At 65.4% G+C, this 17,825-nt stretch carries 14 protein-coding genes and 1 pseudogene; 4 read left to right on the plus strand and 11 right to left on the minus strand.

What is annotated here, in order from left to right:
* Positions 1-21: 21 nt before the first annotated feature.
* The 8 genes from DL519_RS10625 to DL519_RS10660 form a co-directional block, all read right to left on the minus strand.
* Positions 22-1,272: an MFS transporter gene (locus tag DL519_RS10625; RefSeq protein ID WP_190823903.1), complete on the minus strand. Its 1,251-nt coding sequence runs from the start codon at positions 1,270-1,272 to the stop codon at positions 22-24.
* Between the two features lie 105 nt (positions 1,273-1,377).
* A complete protein-coding gene (locus tag DL519_RS10630; RefSeq protein ID WP_190814338.1) occupies positions 1,378-2,730 on the minus strand; it encodes a dihydroorotase in 1,353 nt (450 codons plus the stop codon).
* Positions 2,720-3,613: a dipicolinate synthase subunit DpsA gene (locus DL519_RS10635; RefSeq protein WP_190814340.1), complete on the minus strand. Its 894-nt coding sequence runs from the start codon at positions 3,611-3,613 to the stop codon at positions 2,720-2,722. Before DL519_RS10635 ends, DL519_RS10630 begins: the two co-directional genes overlap by 11 nt.
* Positions 3,613-4,701 carry an NAD/NADP octopine/nopaline dehydrogenase family protein gene (locus DL519_RS10640; protein ID WP_190814342.1) on the minus strand — a complete coding sequence of 363 codons (1,089 nt, stop codon included), beginning with the start codon at positions 4,699-4,701 and terminating at the stop codon, positions 3,613-3,615. The genes DL519_RS10635 and DL519_RS10640 overlap by 1 nt, the downstream gene beginning before the upstream one ends.
* The gene (locus DL519_RS10645; RefSeq protein WP_223838727.1) at positions 4,698-5,858 is read right to left on the minus strand and encodes a mandelate racemase/muconate lactonizing enzyme family protein; all 1,161 of its coding nucleotides are present in this window, start codon (positions 5,856-5,858) and stop codon (positions 4,698-4,700) included. The genes DL519_RS10640 and DL519_RS10645 overlap by 4 nt, the downstream gene beginning before the upstream one ends.
* An 8-nt stretch (positions 5,859-5,866) precedes the next feature.
* Positions 5,867-6,853, minus strand: a complete 987-nt coding sequence (locus DL519_RS10650) for an isochorismatase family protein (protein WP_190814344.1) — start codon at positions 6,851-6,853, stop codon at positions 5,867-5,869.
* Positions 6,850-7,044: a 2-hydroxymuconate tautomerase gene (locus DL519_RS10655; protein WP_190814346.1), complete on the minus strand. Its 195-nt coding sequence runs from the start codon at positions 7,042-7,044 to the stop codon at positions 6,850-6,852. The genes DL519_RS10650 and DL519_RS10655 overlap by 4 nt, the downstream gene beginning before the upstream one ends.
* Positions 7,045-7,084: 40 nt before the next feature.
* Complete coding sequence (locus tag DL519_RS10660; protein ID WP_190814348.1) at positions 7,085-8,215, minus strand: M24 family metallopeptidase; 1,131 nt, start codon at positions 8,213-8,215, stop codon at positions 7,085-7,087.
* Positions 8,216-8,298: 83 nt separating this feature from the next.
* Here DL519_RS10660 and DL519_RS10665 point away from each other — a divergent pair, with 83 nt between their 5' ends.
* Positions 8,299-9,726: an amidohydrolase family protein gene (locus DL519_RS10665; RefSeq protein ID WP_190814350.1), complete on the plus strand. Its 1,428-nt coding sequence runs from the start codon at positions 8,299-8,301 to the stop codon at positions 9,724-9,726.
* Between the two features lie 238 nt (positions 9,727-9,964).
* Positions 9,965-10,243 carry an L-serine ammonia-lyase, iron-sulfur-dependent, subunit alpha gene (locus tag DL519_RS10670; protein WP_190824609.1) on the plus strand — a complete coding sequence of 93 codons (279 nt, stop codon included), beginning with the start codon at positions 9,965-9,967 and terminating at the stop codon, positions 10,241-10,243.
* A gap of 59 nt (positions 10,244-10,302) precedes the next feature.
* Here the strand turns inward: DL519_RS10670 and DL519_RS10675 are convergent, their stop codons facing one another.
* A complete protein-coding gene (locus DL519_RS10675; RefSeq protein ID WP_190814352.1) occupies positions 10,303-10,998 on the minus strand; it encodes a FadR/GntR family transcriptional regulator in 696 nt (231 codons plus the stop codon).
* An 835-nt stretch (positions 10,999-11,833) separates the two neighbouring features.
* Between DL519_RS10675 and DL519_RS49390 the strand changes: the two genes are divergently transcribed.
* On the plus strand, positions 11,834-14,173 hold the full coding sequence (locus DL519_RS49390; protein WP_190814354.1) for a LuxR C-terminal-related transcriptional regulator: 2,340 nt from the start codon (positions 11,834-11,836) through the stop codon (positions 14,171-14,173).
* Between the two features lie 35 nt (positions 14,174-14,208).
* On the opposite strand, the pseudogene DL519_RS49840 reads toward DL519_RS49390, so the two are convergent.
* Both DL519_RS49840 and DL519_RS10685 read right to left on the minus strand, forming a co-directional pair.
* Positions 14,209-14,517 (minus strand): annotated as a pseudogene (locus DL519_RS49840) (aldehyde dehydrogenase family protein); the annotation flags it as partial.
* Between the two features lie 206 nt (positions 14,518-14,723).
* Positions 14,724-16,169: an NF041680 family putative transposase gene (locus DL519_RS10685; RefSeq protein ID WP_223838729.1), complete on the minus strand. Its 1,446-nt coding sequence runs from the start codon at positions 16,167-16,169 to the stop codon at positions 14,724-14,726.
* A 494-nt stretch (positions 16,170-16,663) separates the two neighbouring features.
* Between DL519_RS10685 and DL519_RS10690 the strand changes: the two genes are divergently transcribed.
* Positions 16,664-17,755, plus strand: coding sequence for an IS630 family transposase (locus DL519_RS10690; RefSeq protein WP_190812759.1), 1,092 nt, complete (start codon positions 16,664-16,666; stop codon positions 17,753-17,755).
* The last annotated feature ends 70 nt before the right edge of the window (positions 17,756-17,825 follow it).

Here is a 17,825-nt window from a genome sequence, read left to right on the forward strand (position 1 = left end):
CGAATCTCCTAGCCGGCTCCATTAAGCCTCGAGTACACGTCCCTTGGTTTCAGGCAGGAATGCCAGGCTGACGAGTGCCAGCAGATAACCGGCTGCGGCGAACGCGATAGCTCCGCCGAGCCCTGTCGTCGCGGACAAATACCCGACCACCGCAGGGAAGAACGCACCCATGCCGCGGCCGAAGTTGTAGCAGAAGCCTTGGCCGGCACCTCTGCACTGGGCCGGATAGAGCTCGGCCAAGTACGAGCCGAAGCCGGCGAAGATACCGGAGGAGAATATCCCGAGCGGAACACCGAGGATCAGCAACAGACCGTTATTTCCGGCCGGAATGTTGACATAGGTGAAAATCAAAACGGCGCTGCCCATGGAGAAGATCACAAAAGTGAGGCGTCGGCCGATCCAGTCGTTGATGTAGCCGGCGAGGAGAGAGCCCATCAGCCCACTTATGATGAGGACCGCGATGAATCCGCCGGTGCCGACCGCGCTGAGTCCCCGGTTTTGCGAGAGATAGGCCGGCAGCCAGGTCGCCATCGCGTAGTTTCCGCCCTGCACACCGGTGGCCAGGAGCACGGCGAAGACCGTAGTGCGTAACTGACCTGACCGGAAGATGGCCAGCGGCGACGGGCGGGCACCGGCCTCAACCTGCTTCTTGAAGGCCGGCGGTTCTGGCACCCGGCGACGGATGTACAGGACCAGGAAGGCAGGCAAAATGCCGATCATGAACATGATCCGCCACGCGATGTCCGCGGAGACGAAGCTGAACAGCACGGTGTAGAGCAGCACAGCAGCACCCCAGCCCACGTTCCACATGGAGGCAACCGCTCCGAGTATCCGTCCTCGGTAGCGGGGCTCGCAGAGCTCGGCGATCAGCAGTGCACCGGCCGCCCACTCGCCGCCGAATCCGAGGCCGAGCAGGGTGCGGAACACCAGCATCGTCTCGAAGTTGGGGGCAATACCGCACAAGAAGGTGAACACCGAGTAGAGCAGCACGGTGAGCATGAGGACGCGGACTCGGCCGATCCGGTCGGCGACCACACCGGCGATGGCGCCTCCGACTGCGGAAGCGATGAGGGTGCTAGTCGCGATCCACGCGGACTCGCCGCGGCTCAGGCCGAACGAGGCCGCCACCGCGGTCAGCGTGAGCGGGAAGATCATATAAGTGAAGGCATCCAGCCCCCAGCCGCCTGCACTGGAGAAGAACGCCGCGCGAGCCGGCCCGCGCAGGGATCGGTACCAACCAGATAATTCTTCGACCGTCGCGTCTGTCTTCATTTGCTCCGACACGATGTTTCACCCGCCAATGAGTTGACGTGCCTCGATTACTGGTAAGATATGTAGCCACTATGTGGCTGAGAACACAACAGTGCGACCAGAGTGTTACGGGCGTTCCGAGTCGGGCACGGTGACGCATCGGCCGCTTCCGTGCCAGTCCTCCACGACCTCGCCGTCTGCGAAGATCTGACGGCCCCGGACGAACGTCATCACCGGCCAGCCGCGCAGCGTCCAGCCTTCCCAGAGGCACGTTCCCTTTCCGGTATGAGTGACCGTGCGCTCCTCGTCCAGGTCGACGACCACCAAGTCGGCATCCGCGCCGACTGCGATCGCGCCCTTGCCGGGCAGTCCGAACCGCTTGGCGGGGGTGTAGGAGTTCATCCGAACCAACTCGGTCAGGGGAAGACCCCGCTCGTGCACGGCGTGGTGCAGCATCAGCGGCAGCTCCCACTGGAACGACACGACGCCCGGCTTCTCCGACCACACGTCCCCGCCGTTCTTGCGGAACGGCACATGGTCGGTGCCGATCGTGCCGATCTGCCCGGCCAGCAGCGCGCGCCACAAGCCGTTCTGCTGCTCGGCATCGCGCAGCGGTGGCGAAATCTTCGCCGTCGCGTCCAGATCCTTGTCGTAACCGGTACGGGTCAGGTAGTGCGGGCAGGTCTCCACGGTGACATCAACACCCCGGGCTCTGGCTGCCGCGGCGATACCCGGGCCGGCGCCGACCGACGTGTGCACGATGTAGAGCGGGCATCCGGTTAGCCCGGCGAACCTGATGACCCGGTGAATCGCCTCCTCCTCCACGAATGGCGGTCGCGACTCGGTGTAAGCGGGCAGGTCAACCCGCCCGGTCGCCTTCATCTCTTCCTTGAGCATCGCGGCCAGGTCGGTGTTCTCGCAGTGCACCGACACCACCCCGCGGGGGAGCTTGGCCGCCTCGCGCATCGCCCCGTACACCCAGTCGTCCGTGGAGGAATTGATGCCGATCGGATTGCCTCGCTCATAACCCATGTGGCACTTGAACGATTGCACCCCGGTGCGTGCGGCCACCTCGGGGATCTCGGCAACATGCTCAGGACGCTGAATACCGAAATGGAAGCCGAAGTCGACGATCGCCTGGGCCTCGCCGCGCATCCGCCGCTCGTTGTAGAAATCCACATAGCCTGGCTTCGGGTTCCGGGCGAACAACACCACAGTGGTCACCCCGCCGCGCGCGGCGGCCGCGGTCTCCGTGCGCATGTCGCTGTCGTAGTCGTAATCCACACCGAGGTGGCAGTGCGGGTCCACGACGCCGGGCATCAACGCCCGGCCTTCGAGGTCGATTTCCCGGTGCCCGGACGGCAAGGCGTCCCGATCGCCCACAGCCACGATCCGGCCACCGTCCACCGCGACGCCACCGTGGAACTCGCCCACGTGGGTCACCACGCGCGCACCGTGCAATACCAGCTCAGCTTTCATTTCGCTGCTCCTCTGCTTCGGCGATCCGGCGGACAATTCCGGACCACTGACTGCGCCCCACGGTCACCGGAGCGCGCCGGCCCAGCCCTCGCGCCCACACTGCGGAGTGTCCTAGCCGCTCCGCTGCCTCCAGGTCGATGCCGCCCGGTGGGGCGGCCAGGTCCATCACCAGCCCGGGCCGCATGCGCTCCAGCAGATCGCCGGTCAGCACCCGGGTGGGCACGGTGGAGAAAACCATGTCCAACTGGCCGATCCGCTCATCCAGGTCTTCCAGCGGATGTGAATCGGCTCCCGCACTTGCCGCGTCGGCCCGCTGCACCGGGTTCCGGGCGAACACCTGCACCCGGCCGCCTAGCAGCACCAGGGTCCTCGCCAGCAGACGGCCGATGTTCCCGTGCCCGATCACACCGATCCGCGCATTGTGCAGGGTGATCTCGGTGTTCTCGATGGCGGCCTGCAACGCACCCTCGACGATCGCCGGGCCGCGCAACAGCATCAACTCGGTGTCGCTCTCGTATTCCGACAACGCGATACCGCAGTTTTCCGCGGCAGTGCTCAGCTTTTCGTCGGCCCAGCCGAGAATGATGGTCGCGTTCGGCCGCATTCCTTGGAGCAGCGGCACGTCCGGGTAGATCGGAGCCGAGCACGCCGGGGCGAACAGAGCTCCGTCCGGTGAGAGCCCGGGAATCGGGAAGAGCGCGTAGTCCGCATCGAGCAGCGCGTCGGCGGCGGTGGCCGTCCGGCGCACGCCGGCGATGTCGCTGGCCGGCCACGGAAAGCCATAGCCCCTCACCTGGGCGCCTGTCTCCACGGCGCATCGGGCGATCTCTTGCTCTCGTTCGTCACCACCGACGATCGCGATGATTCGGTGCGATAGATCCATCAGTTTTCCTTTTCCCGCACGAGGTTCAATACTTCGGCAATACCAAGCCCGGCCAGGCCGAGCCGTATCGCGGTCAGCCCCATCGACTCGGGATCGGTGCCGGTAGCCGCCGTTCCCAGGGTGAGCAGCGCACTGGCCACCGGCACCGGGATCTTCGCGATCCCGGCCAGCACGACGAACGGCAGCAGGCCGAACGGCAGATCCTCCGCGTAGTAGCGGTGTTGGAGGGAGTCCGGCGCGCTGATCTTCTGATTGGCCACCCCACCACGGATCGCCGCCATGGTTTGCCCGGTCCGCGCCGCTTCCGGATTCGCGGTTCCGATGGCGGCCATCTCGGTGATCAAATCGGGAACTCGATGGCCGAATGCGGCGGCCACCGCGCGCCGCTCCGCGTCCAATGCCTCGATTACCCGTGCGACACCGGGGGTCATCCCCTCGACGTAGAACGTGAACGTCCCGCCGGTGGCTTCCACCCACGACAACCCGAGCATGGCACCAGGGGGATGCAGGACGAGGTTCACGTTAGCCAGGCTGGAGAACAGTACATCTGGTGCGGCCTGCGCGCCGGTGAACAGCTCGGTTCCGGCATCCAGCGCGGCTTTACCGTTCGGAAGGCAGGCTACCCACAGCCGCGCGGCCCGCCCGCTTACCCGCACAGTACCGTCCGGTACTCGCGCAACATAGGTGAGCGTCGAGAACTCTGCCACCGGTGGCAACGGAACATTGTGCTCGGTGAACACCGCACGCAAATGCAGCGCACCACCAGTGTGCCCGGGGTTGAGCACGACCGGGACTTCCGGCCGGGCCGCGGCGAGGTCGGTGAACAACGCGTGGTGTGCGAGGCCGGGTAAGCACACCACAACGACGTCCGCACTCGATATCGCGTCGGCAAGATCGGTCGTCACGAGGTCCGGCCATACCTCGCCGGTGCCCAGGATTCCCGTATAGCGAATCCGTCCGTTGTGGACGTTCCGATCGAGCGTGGCCGGGTTGCGGTTCCACAGCCGAACCCGGTGCCCGGCACCGGAGAGCTCGGCCGCCGCGGACAGCCCGCCCGCGCCGGCGCCGAGCACCGCGACCGTGCTCATCGGTCCACCCGGTATTTCTCGATCTTGTCTCGGTCCACCTCGATGCCCAGGCCCGGACCGCCTGGCACCATCACCGAGCCGTCCACAAACCGGAACGGCTCGGTGATGAGGTCGTCCGTGTAGTACACGCCCGCGATCCGGGGACCGCCGGAACCGGACGGCTGAGACACCGGGCACACGCTCGGCAGCGTCGCGATCCGCAGCGCGGCACCGAGCTGCAGGTTCGCCGCGTTGCCGATGCCTGTCTCGATGGAACCGCCGATGTCGCAGTACATGCCGAGCTGTTCGGCTACCTCGGCTTGCTGGCGTGCTCGGTACAGGCCGCCCGGCTTCGTGACGTAACAGGAGAAGCACGCGGCCGCGCCCAGGCGGTCCAGCTCCAGCACGTCGTGCACCGTCCACGCCGACTCGTCGGCCATCACCGGACTCTCGATCCGCTCCGCCACCCGGGCGAGAGCCTGGGCACCGGCCAAGGGCTGCTCGCAGAGCAACAGGTCGTACTGTTCCTGCCGGCGGGTGACCGCGACGGCTTCGGACACCGACGCGTAGCCCTCGTTGCCGTCGACCCGGATCCGCACCGCGTCGCCGAGATTTTCGCGTAGCCGGCTGACCAGTTCCACGTCCCGGTCCGGGTCCAGACCGGTCTTGCACTTGATCGTCCTAGCGCCCTCGGCGACCGCCTCTGTTGCCTCCGCGAGACAGCGATCCAGCTCCATGATGCCCAGCGAGTGGGCGACTTCGATGCCGTCCCGGTGCCGGCCGCCGAGCAACGAAGCCACCGGAACACCAAGCGCCCGACCGGCCGCGTCGTAGCACGCGATGTCGATGGCTGCCTTGGCATACGGATTTCCCTTGACGGCCTTGTCCATCCGCGCGTGCAGCAGCCCGGCGTCCAGCGGGTCGATGCCGATCACCGCGGGCCGCAGGTGATCGAGCACCAGGTGCCGCACCGTTTCCGGCGTCTCACCGTAGTAGCGCATGTGTGCCCCGCCCCAGGTCGCCCCGGCCGGCGCCTCACCCCAGCCGACGATTCCCTCGTCGGTGCTGATCTCCACGATGGCGTGATGACCGATCGGGGTATTCATCTTCGATGCCCAGTTGTGCTCTCGCCGCGCGGGCAGCCGGACGAGGTGGACGGCGATATCGATGATCTTCATGCCAGGCCTCACTGGTGGAGTAGTTCGACGAGCTCGATCTCATTGCCGTCCGGATCGGCGACGTACACCGTGTGCCCGTACGGACCGGGGCCAGGACCTCGGACAATGGTGTGTCCGCCGGTACGTGCTTGATCGGCGATCCCGTTCACGTCCCGCGCGGAGAAACACAAGTGCTGCAACACGCCGGTGGCGCCGCTACCCCCCTCGGTCAAGCCGAGTCCTTGATGGGTGACCACCAACTTGCGGCCGTCCCGGAAATCCTCGCGCTTGCGCACGGTGAACCCGAGAATGTCGGTGTAGAAGGCGACCGACGCGTCCAGGTCCTTCGTCTCCAGCAGCAGATGGTGCACGCCGATCGCGGCAGGACGGCGCGCCCGGTCCAGCCAGCCGTGCACCTCCTCGGCCGTGACCAGCTGGGCGAGGTACTGCTGCCACACGGCCTGCGCGGTATCCGTCCATTCCGGACGGACCGACCCGATCGCATCGGTGACCGCCACCGCGTCGTAGTCACGCAGGTAGGCCTCGCGCAGCGTGGTCTCCACGCAGGCATTCGCGGTCAGCCCGACGACGAACAGCACCCGGGCGCCGAGCATGCCGAGCAGCGCGTCGAGCCGGGTCTCGTAGAACGCGCCGTAGCGGTGTTTGGTCACGACCATCGTCGGATCGGTGACCAGGTCGGCCAGTTCGTCCACGATGGCGGCATCCCACGTGCCGTTGAGCGCCGACACCCGCACCCGTTTCTGGGTGTGCGAGGGAAGCACCTTCCGCGCCCGGCTGGCGTCGTTGTCCAGGTGCACCTGCTGGGTCCAGACCACGGGCAGCCCGGCGCCCTGGAAGGCTTCGATCAAGCCGCGAACCGGGGCGATCGTGGCCCTGGCCGGTGCCATTGGCACCCCGGAAAGGCCCAAGGTGCCTTCTTCGTGGCAGAAGGCGTTCTGCATGTCGATGACCAGCAGCGCGGCCCGCTCGGGCGGGATCAGGTCGAGGGTGCTCATACGTCACTCCTGTCGCTGCCGAGAACGCCGGCGCGCGCCCAGTTCTCCTTCGGATACTCCTGGATGGCCACGTGCAGCGCGTCGGGTCGCGCGCCCGCGTGCTCGACCATCGCGTCGGTGATCGCCTTGGCCAGTTCTCGCTTCTGCTCCACCGAGCGTCCGTCCCACATGTGCACAACTACGAAGGGCATTGAATGATCTCCTTTGTTCACCTAGTTCCCAGGCCGGCCGTCACAGCTCGATACGATGCAGGCGGTCGGTGTCGCTGACGTCGGAGAGCAGCCGGCAGCCCTCATCGGTCACCGCGACCATGTCCTTGATTTGCATCCCGAAACCGTGGCCACTGCGGTAGACCAGCGGCTCGATCCCGAGCACCATGCCCGGCCGCAATGTCTCGGGGTCCTCCGGGCCGAGGTAGGGCCGCTCGTGCAGGTTGACCCCGATTCCGTGCCCGACGAACGAGATCGGCGGCATGCCCAGCTCGTCGAACTTCGCCCGGAAAACGCGGTACACCTCGCGGGTCGGCGCACCCGGCCGGATCGCGTCCTGCACCAAATGCCCGCACTCCACCAGGTTCTGGTAAATCCGCTCGGCGTGCGGGGGCGGATCGCCGACCACCGCCGTGCGGCACACGCCGGCGTGGTAGCCGTCGATCACCGGGAAGATCTCCACCCGGCACACGTCGCCCGGCTTGAGCACACGGTCGGACGGCCCGACGTTGGGCAGCTGGCTGCGTTCGCCGGTCGCCACGATCATCAGCTTGAACTGCTGAGCACCCTGTTCGTAGACGCTACGGGTCAGCGCGGCCGCCAGATCCATCTCCGTGCTGCCGGCGGAGATCGCCGCGAAGCTGTCGGAGATGGCCCGGTCGGCGATGGCGGAGAGCCGCGCCAGCCGCTCCACCTCGTCCGGGGTCTTGATCTGCCGGGCCCGTTGCAGCAGTTGGTCGGCCGCGACGAACGTCGCGGCCGGCAGGTCCCGGGCGAGTTTGGCGTGATCGGATACCGACAGGTAACTCAACTCGATGCCCAGCCGTCCGCCGCCCAGGTCGAGCTCGCGCAGCAATTGGCCGAGCGTGTGCATAGCCTCTCCGCCGAACTCCGGCCATGCCCAGACCCGCGCACCGGGCAATGCCTCGCCAACCGCCTGCTCGACGGTGCTCTGTTCCATGTCCACACACATCACCGCGCAGCGACCGTCCGCGCCCAGTACGAATGCGGTGTGCCGCCACCGCATCAGCGGGTGGGACGGAACGACGAAGCCCGTCGTGTACGCGACGTTTTCCGGTGAAAGGCAAATCAGGGCATCAAGCCCAGCCTCGGCTACACGCGCGGCCAGCCTGCTCACAACCTCGTTCGGCACAGGTCCCTCCTTGCAACTGGTCCTACAACAGATATGATATGTCTACCCCTGCTGTCAAGCTTTGCGAGCCATCAAGGAGAGCCATGCGGACGCTGATCGAGCACCTGGAATTCGTCGCGACGGTCGACTCCGATGACCGGGTGCTGTCTGATGCGGCACTACTGATCGAAGGTGACCGGCTCATTGACGTCGGTCCGACAGCAGCCGTCCTCGCGCGACTGGGCGAGGACCGCGTGGACGAGCGGATCGACGGCCGGCGATTCGGCGCGATGCCGGGCATGGTCGACTCGCACGTGCACCTGTCCGAGACGTTGTCTCGCGCGGTGTTCCCCGACGTACTGGCCACCAGGGCGTGGGTGTTCCACTGGGCGAAGCCGTTCTATGCCCACGTTCGCACGGAGGACGAAGAGGTCAGCGTCCGGCTAGGGGCTGCGGAAATGTTGCGAAGCGGCACAACCTGCTTCCTGGACATGGGCGCACAGAATGATGCGGGGGTGAGCGCGCGCGGCGCGGCCGAGATCGGTATTCGAGGCATTGTCGGACGCCACGCGGCCGACCGCAAACCCGCGCAGATCCCGCCCGGTTGGTCGCCGGAGATGATCGAGCACCACTTCTTTCCGAACCACACTGTCGCGCTCGAGGCGCTGGAGGACGCGGTACGGAAATGGAACGGCTACGCCGGGGGCAGGATCCGTTGCTGGGTCAATATCGAAGGCAAGGAACCGTGCAGCCTGGAACTCCACGTCGGCGCCCGGGAGCTGGCGGAACGCCTCGGCGTGGGCACCACCTACCACATCGCGTCATCGATCGAGGAATCCCAGCTCAGCGAGAAGAACTACGGCTGCTGGCCGGTGACCCGGCTCGAACGCAATGCGGGTCTCGGCAACAACCTGGTGCTCGCCCACGCCGCCGCATTGACTGATCACGAGGTCGCCTCGCTCGCCGAGCACGGCACGTCAGTGGCGTTCTGCCCGTCCAGTTCGCTGAAGCTGGCCAAGGGCGCCACTGCCATCGGCAAGTACCCGGAGATGATGCATTCGGGGGTCGCCGTCGGGCTGGGCACGGACGGTGTGTCCGCCTCGGGCAACCTGAATCTGCACCGGCAGATCCATCTGGTGGCCGGCCTGTTCAAGGACGCGCGGATGGACCCGACCATCCTGGGCGCGCGGGAGGCACTGCGGATGGGCACCATCGACGGCGCCCGCGCGCTCGGGTGGGACGACGAGATCGGCTCGCTGGAGGTGGGCAAGCAGGCCGACTTCGTCCTGTTCGATCTCGACCACCACGAGTGGATTCCCTATCGCGATCCGCTGCAGGCACTGGTCTACTCGGCGAGCCCGGCCAGCATCGCGCAAACCTGGGTGGCCGGCCACCGGCTGTTCGCCGACGGCAAGGTGACCACGATCGACGAGACCGAACTGCGAGCTGAGGCCAGGAAGCGGGCCGAGGCGATCGTGCGGCGCGCCGGTCTCCACGCGTCCGTGCCCACAACGACGAATCTGTACGAATGACCTAACCACCGATACGGCCAGCGAAACCGGAATGGAGGTGATGAACAGGCGCAGCGAAATCGCCCGACGCCTCGGCCGGGCGCGCCTCGGCCGTATACGTTGGCGGCGCTACTCGGGTTGGAGGAGTACCGGCCTGTACAGATCACACCGGACGAAATGCAGGCGCGGCTGGCCGGCATCCGGGCCGGTACTTCGCCAAGAGGACGCCGGATCCGATCCGGCCTACGCCGAGGACTGGGTGAACCTGATCACGAAGGCTGTCAACGGGGGAGAAAGCCTCCGGCGGCCGCACAGCCTCGCCCTCACCTGCGCCCTCCTCAGCGGGTTCGTCCAGATCCCCTGCATCGGGCGCAGCGCCATCTACGCCGGAAAGGCCATCACTGCCAGCCGCATGGCTGTGCGCGGCGACGGCACGCACCTTGTCAGCCTGGACGAGGTCATCGACACCATGCGCGCCACCGGGCGCGACATGAAGCTCAAAGTACAAGGAGACCTCGACCGGTGGGCTTGGCGATGAATGTCCCGTGAGCTATGCCGACTGCTTATCCATGACAGCACCATCCCTGGCGAGGTCGGCTAGTCGTCGTCGGCGTCGGAGAGCTGTTCCAGCCAGTTTTGGATGCCCGACATGTGCCCGACCACGGCGTGGCGTGCCGCGGCTCCGTCCCGGCTGCGCAACGCGTCGACGATCGCACGGTGCTCGCTCACTGACTTGATGGCCTGGCCGTCCCGGGACAGGGTCGCACTACGGGATTCTTTGAGTACATCGTTGAGTTCGGCGAGCAGGTTCGGCAGGAGCGTTCCGCCGCTGGCGTTGGCGATGGACAGGTGGAACGCGATGTCGAGTCGCGCAAGCTCGGAGACGTTGCGCTGCTCCGCCTCGGCGACGCGCGCGAAATCCTCAGCCGCGTGTTCGATCTCGTCGATATCGACGTCTGATCCGTGAACGGCGACCTCCTCAGCGGCGAGAGCATCCAAGGCACCGCGCACCTTCAACAACTCGATCAGCTCCGTGCGCTGCAGCCTGAGGTACTCCGCGAACGGTCCCGCGTACTGGACGTTGACGTTCTCCCGAACGAACGCCCCGCGCCCATGCTGGATGACGATGAGCTTCATCGCCTCCAAGCCAGCGAGAGCTTCACGCGCCGCCACCCGGCTGACACGGAACATCTCGCACAGCTTCCGCTCCGACGGCAACGCCGAGCCGGGCAGAAAGTCGCCGCGTTCGATCGCCGCGAGCAGTTGCTCGCGAACCTGGTCCGTCGGACTCACCCGCTCGACAGGGCGAAATCCACTCGCACCATCCGTGGCCGACGTCGACTGAGCACGACTCATGCAAACCCCTCACGCAACTCTTCGCGGTCGTTTCCGCCCAGCCCCATCATAGCCCACATGTAACATGTCAGACCGGTTTACCACCGGCCAAGGCCAGCGAGCTCGACCACACCCTCTGCTACCACGAGCTGACCGGGTCCCGGACTGCGGACCGAAGGATCTAACTCGGTCGGTGATCTACTCCGCAGGAGCCGGCGGTTGTTGTACTACTCCGCCACCTCAACTTCTTTCTTATTAGCCACGCCTTGCGATTTAATAGACCTGTTTTAGGCCCTTCTGCTTCTTCCGTGGGTTAGGCGTGTCCGGGGATTGACACATCTACCGAGACATGACACCGGCAAGAACCGGCAGCACCACTCACGACCCAGAGACACCGGTCGTGAGCGATTGTTCCGGTAAGAACCGGCATTGCCACTCACGACCCCACGGACACCCGTCCGTGCGAGAGCACGCACGGCCGCCCGCAAAAACACCTCGGTCGGTCCCGAGATCAGCGTTGGCCTCGCCACCACGGAAGACTTCACGCCCCGGCCTGAAATGCTTCTCCACAACGCCAACCAGGACATGTACCAGCACAAGCGAACCATGCGCACCACTGACAACGCGCCTCACCATTGCGCACACTGTCGTTGCTCCGAAATGCCCCTCAAATAGATCTGCCGGAAACCACTTGGGTGCTCGTGCCGACCTCCGATGACGAGCAAGACGCAACCGACACCCCGTGAACCGTTCTAGGATAGATAGTGCGGTTCCGGATAATGAGCGGTGACCAATGACGCAGGGCGTCCGCCATCAAGCCAGCGGTCTCCCCCACGAACTGACGAGCTTCGTGGGGCGCCGCCAGGCGATAACGGACGTAAAACGAGCGCTCTCCGACTCACGGCTCGTGACCCTGACGGGATTCGGTGGCATAGGGAAGTCGCGGCTAGCGCTCCACGTGGCGCACACCTTGCGTCGAGCCTTCCCCGACGGAACACACCTGGTGGAGCTCGCAGATGTTCAGGACCCCTCGCTGGTTCCGCACGCCGTGATAGGTGCACTCGGTCTCCAGGACCGGTCGATGCGGGACCTGGACACTGTACTGACGGAGTATCTGGTCGACCGGCACCTGTTGCTCGTGTTGGACAACTGCGAGCACCTGTTGGACTCGTGCGGTCACCTGATCACCACGCTGCTATCCGCCGCCCCAGGGTTGCGCGTGCTTGCGACCAGCCGAGAGCCCATCGGGACTAGCGGGGAACAGATCTTGCGGGTGCCACCCCTTTCCCTGCCCACCGCAGAGGACTCGCAAGCCACGAATGAGACCCCGCCCCGGGATCACGCGGCATTGAGGTTGTTCGAGGACCGGGCCGCGGCAGTGTCAACGGGATTTTCGTTGACCAAGGACAACGAGATCGCCGTGGCCAGGTTGTGCCAGCGGTTGGACGGCGTGCCGCTGGCCATCGAGCTCGCCGCAGCACGCGTGCGCGTGCTGTCAGTCGAGGAAATCCTCGACCGCCTGGAGAGCCGCTTTCAGCTCCTCACCAGCAGGCACCACGCGGACGGTCCGCGGCACCAGAGCCTGCGGGCCGCCGTCGACTGGAGCTTCGACCTGTGCACGTACCAGGAGCGGCAGCTGTGGGCTCGCTGCTCGGTGTTCGCCGGAGACTTCGACCTCGACGCCGCCGAACACGTTTGCGCCGACGACGGCTTGACCACCGATGACGTGTTTACCGGCATCGCCGGGTTGATCGACAAGTCAATCCTCGCCTCCGTCGAGCAACACCCGCGGAGCAGATACCGGATGCTGGAGATCATCCGCCAGTATGGCCAGGAGCAACTCTCCGCAGCGGGTGAGGAAAGCTCGCTACGCCGCCGACACCGCGACTACTACCTACTTCTGGCCGAACAGTCCGACGCCGGCTCCGCTGGCCCCGCACAAGCCGACTGGGTCAAACGCCTGCGCATCGAACGCCCCAACTTCTGGGCTGCGTTGGAATATTGCCTGACCACTCTTGGCCAGGCGCGGACGGCACTGCGGATGACAGCCGCCCTGTGGTTCCTGTGGTTGGGGTTCGACTACGCCAGGGAAGGCCGCCGCTGGCTGGACCGGGCGCTGGCCGCAGACACCGAACCGAGCAGCGAGCGGGCCCGGGCACTGTGGATCGACGGTTGGCTCGCCCACCTCCACGGAGACCGCGCCGGCTCGCTGTCCCTGCTCAACGACAGCCGCTTCCTCGCCCAGCAGTTGGGCAATGAGACCGAGTTGACCTATGCGCTCCAGTTTCTCGGCGACACCGAGATGTGGGACGACAACCTCGCCCGGGCAGGCCCGCTGTTGGACCAGGCCCTGGCCCGCCACCGCGCTTCTGCCCACTGGACTACCCCGGCGCTGATCGTCTTCGCCGTGCAGGCACAAAGGGCAGGCCTGCGCGGAGACGTCGACCGGGCCATGGAGTTCCTGCGCGAGTGCGAGTCCGTCTGCACCCCGCTCGGAGAGCTCTGGGCACTGTCTTGGACGGAGTGGAACGTCGGAGTCTCTTGGTGGGCGGCGGGCAATGCCACCGAGACAGCCCTACACGTGTCGGCATCACTTCATGCCAAGCAGGATCTTGAGGACATGCTCGGCATCGCATGCTGCGTCGAGTTGCTGAGCTGGGTGGCGGCCACTCAAGGGGACTCCGAACGTGCTGGCGTGTTGTTTGGCGCGCTCGGAAAACTGTGGGATCTGATCGGCACTCCGTTGTTCGGCGCCGAGACTCTGCTGTCCTGGCGCGCACAGGCGCACGAACAGGTCCGCGAACGACTCGGCGACGCAGCATTCGAGGCCGCCGGCCAGAAAGGCGCACTGATAACCCGGGAGGAGACGATCTCCTATGCACTGGGCGAGACGACAACTCCTTCACCCGCCCGTGAAGCACGGCAGGTGCCCGTAGCCGAGTCGACGCTGACGAAGCGGGAACGCGAAGTCGCCAGCCTCATCGCGAAAGGCAAGTCGAACAAGGAGATCGCGGCCAGTCTGGTCATTTCCCGACGCACGGCGGAAACCCACGTCGAGCACATTCTCGTCAAGCTCGGATTCACCTCCCGCCTGCAAATCGCCACCTGGGTCACCGACCACGCGCAACAATGACCGCCAGAAACCCCAGTCATGCCGCCAAAGAGCAGCGCCGAGAGAGTCCAGTCCGCTGCGACAAGCTGGCTTGGGTGGCCGCATTGGTGCCGCCGAGTTCGAGAACCGCGTGCGCCCCGCCGCCCAACCTCCCGCCCCATCCGGGTCGACCCTGTCGCACTGGCCACCGCCGCCGCGGGATTGTCGACCAGCTGCTCGCCGACGCCGCGAGCGCCGAGCACAAGCTTGTGGACGTCCTCGGAAACACCGGACTCGTCGCAGACCCGGGCGAGACGGTGTTTGGCCGACAGGGAAATCAGCGCGGTGGGCACCGACGGGCTCCAGACCACTGTGTCACCGCCCACCGGCTCTCGGCGATGCGGTCACCGGGCCGCTGAGGCACAGTTGTGGCAGGCCCACTGGGAACACCCAAATGTTGATCACCTCCTGGACCTCGCATAGCGGATCTCGCACACCTCGATCGTGATCAGGTCGGCCTCCAAGCGAGGCAGTCCGCGCCGTGCACACCGGTGTTCGTGTGTGCCTCATCGTCAGTTCATCAACTTGGGTTTTAACCTGCTTGCTTCTTTCCGGCGGGTTGCCGGGTGTCCGTTTTTTCGGTTTTTTTGCGGACGGGATGGCGTTGAGCAGGACCGGAGCGGGAGCCTGGGGGCCGCCCTGGGCCGGGCCGGGTGGGTTTCGGCACACGCGCGGGGGTCCCGAGACGATCATGGATGTGGCGAAACCCGCGGCGTACCCGGTGCGGGCTTAACGGCCGGTCTGGCTCGGGGCGTCGTTCCCAGGGACGCCGCAGGTCCGTGGTGAGGTTGCGGGCGAGTCTGAGTTGGGTGTAGGCGGCGATCGTCAGCCAGGTCCACCGGTCCTGCTGGGCGGGTGTGCGGGTTTTCGCCGCGGTCCAGCCCAAGGTCGACTTGGCAAAACGGAAGAAATGCTCGATGTCGAACCGCCGTAGGTAGACCCGCCACAGCATGTCCAGATCCAGTGGGACGCCCTCGGGGGCGGCCCACCACAGCCACAGGTCCTTGTGCGGGGCGCGTCCGTCGGGCAGGTGTTCCACGCGGACGTGCACGACCGTGCCGGTGACCACGGGTAGTTCGCTACGGTCGGCGAACCAGCCGCGGGCTTGGATCTTCGGCGACAGCCCGGACCAGGCATGCACCTCAACCCGTCCGTAGCGGTCGGTGTCCACGGTCAGCGTGGCGTCCGGGGTGTGCCAACTGGTGGGGCTGGCGCACTCGAAGCGGGCGCCGTATTTCGGTGGCCGCCCGGTCCTGCCAGGCACCCGCGGCGGCGGTGGGCGGTGAAACACCCGATCGTCACGGTCGAGACGGATCAGCAGTTGCACGTCCACATCAGACACCGCGTCGGTCATCGCGGTAGCCGGATAACCAGAGTCCATCACCACCATCGGTGGAAGGCGGCCCGCTCCACCCGTGCGCCCGGCGGCGCGCAGACGAGTAGCCAACTCCCGGATCTGGGCGGCGGTCACCGCCACGAGATCATCGTCGGGATCCATCCGGACCGCATCCACCGGCGACACCCACGACGAACGACCCCACTGGATGCCCGCAAGCCACGCATAGTTCCAGCCAGGGATCGTCTTACGGTCACCGTCACAGCGACACGACGTATGACAGTGACCGCGATCCGCCGAGCACTCCGCATCCGGTCGCGGGCACACGGTCACATCAGCGGTGAACAGAAGCGGTCCCTCGTCCGCCGCGGCAGGCAACCCATCCACCAGCACATCCCATACCCCGGCGGCGTCGATCTCCCCGGCCGCCAACGCGTCGTACAACGCGCCATGCCCCCGCCGGAACACCGGCGACAGCGACAACTCCACCAACGAGGTCACCGGCCGCTCACCGCAGGACACCGCATCGCAGAGCACGAACAACGCATCCGCCCGAGCCGACAGACACCGGTAAAACCCATCCCGGAACCCGGTCACAGCCCCGAACTCGACCGCCTGGCGGTCATCCTGCACACTGATCACGACAGCCCTTGGTTGATCTTCTTCTTTCGTCAGAAGCATGATCACCCAAGGGCTGTTCCCATGATCAACCGGGGCCACAACAACACCCAAAGGTTAAAACCCAAGATCAAGCGTTGGTGTGAAACATGGGTTGGTCACAGTGACCAGACGCAGACGGTTCGTGACCGAACCCGCCCAGCAGTGTCGCACCGCTCTCACTCCGGTTCTTCCCAACATAAAACGCGATACTCTTATCCGGCATCGGACGCACCTGCTCCGGCGGCACCGACGGCGACTCAGGACCCGCCAACGCAACTGGCGTAGCAAGCACCAACACCCCGACCGCTAACCCAAGCGAAACCACAACCTCCAATACCTGACTAAAAAGCATTCGATCGAGCTGGGTGTTTACACCGCTGGCGCGGGCGGATCGCCAGGCCAAAGACGAGACGTATGTGCGATGTTGCTAGTGTCCTGCACCGGAAATTCATGGTCGAAATGGCTATACTGCGGGAATGGCGAGGACTGGGCGGCCGAAGGCTGAGTTGGTGCTGACCGACGATGAGCGTTCGACGTTGCAGCGTTGGGCTCGGCGGGCGAAGAGTTCGCAGGCTTTGGCGTTGCGGTGTCGGATTGTGCTGGCATGCGCCGATGGTTTGTCCAATGTGGATGTCGCCGAGAAGTTGCGGGTGTCGCGGCCGACGGTGGGCAAGTGGCGGTCGCGGTTTGTCCAGCGACGACTGAAGGGGTTGGTCGACGAGGATCGCCCAGGCGCGCCGCGGAAGATCACCGACGAACAGGTGGAGAAGGTGGTCGTCTCGACGTTGGAAGAGAAACCGAACAACGCGACGCATTGGTCGCGTACATCGATGGCGAAGCGTTCCGGGCTGAGTAAATCGACCGTGGGACGGATCTGGAAAGCGTTCAACCTTAAACCCCACTTGGCCGACACATTCAAGCTCTCTACCGATCCGCAGTTCATCGAGAAGGTCCGTAACGTCGTCGGCCTGTATATGAACCCGCCCGAGAACGCAGTGGTTCTGTGCACCGATGAGAAATCCCAGGTGCAAGCGCTGGAGAGGTCCCAGCCGGTGTTGCCGATGATGCCCGGCATGCCCGAGCGGCGCACCCACGACTACGTCCGTCACGGCGTCACCAGCCTGTTCGCCGCCTTCGACATCGCCACCGGCAAGGTCATCTCCTCGCTGCACCGCCGGCACCGCTCGGTCGAGTTCCGCAAATTTCTCACCAAGATCGACAAAACCGTACCGGCGGAGTTAGGCGTCCATGTCATTTGTGACAACTACGCCACCCACAAAACCGAGATCATCCAGAAATGGCTAGCGAAGCATCCCCGATTCCAAATCCACTTCATCCCGACCGGATCGTCCTGGATCAACCAGGTCGAACGCTGGTTCGGCGAATTGACCACCAAACTCCTGCAACGCGGCGTGCACACCAGCGTCCAGGCACTCGAGGCCGATATCCGCAACTGGATCGACGAGTGGAACAACGATCCCCGGCCGTTCATCTGGACGAAGAGCGCTGACGAGATCTTGGAGTCACTCCGATCATATTGTCAACGAATCTCCGGCGCAGGACACTAGTGGATGGTCGTCGAAAGTCAATGTGTCCGATGGCAGAACGTCAGCCACGGATCCGCGCGAAGCGGAGCGT

Origin of the sequence: Saccharopolyspora pogona (assembly GCF_014697215.1) — a bacterium.
Classification (GTDB): Bacteria; Actinomycetota; Actinomycetes; order Mycobacteriales; family Pseudonocardiaceae; genus Saccharopolyspora; species Saccharopolyspora hattusasensis.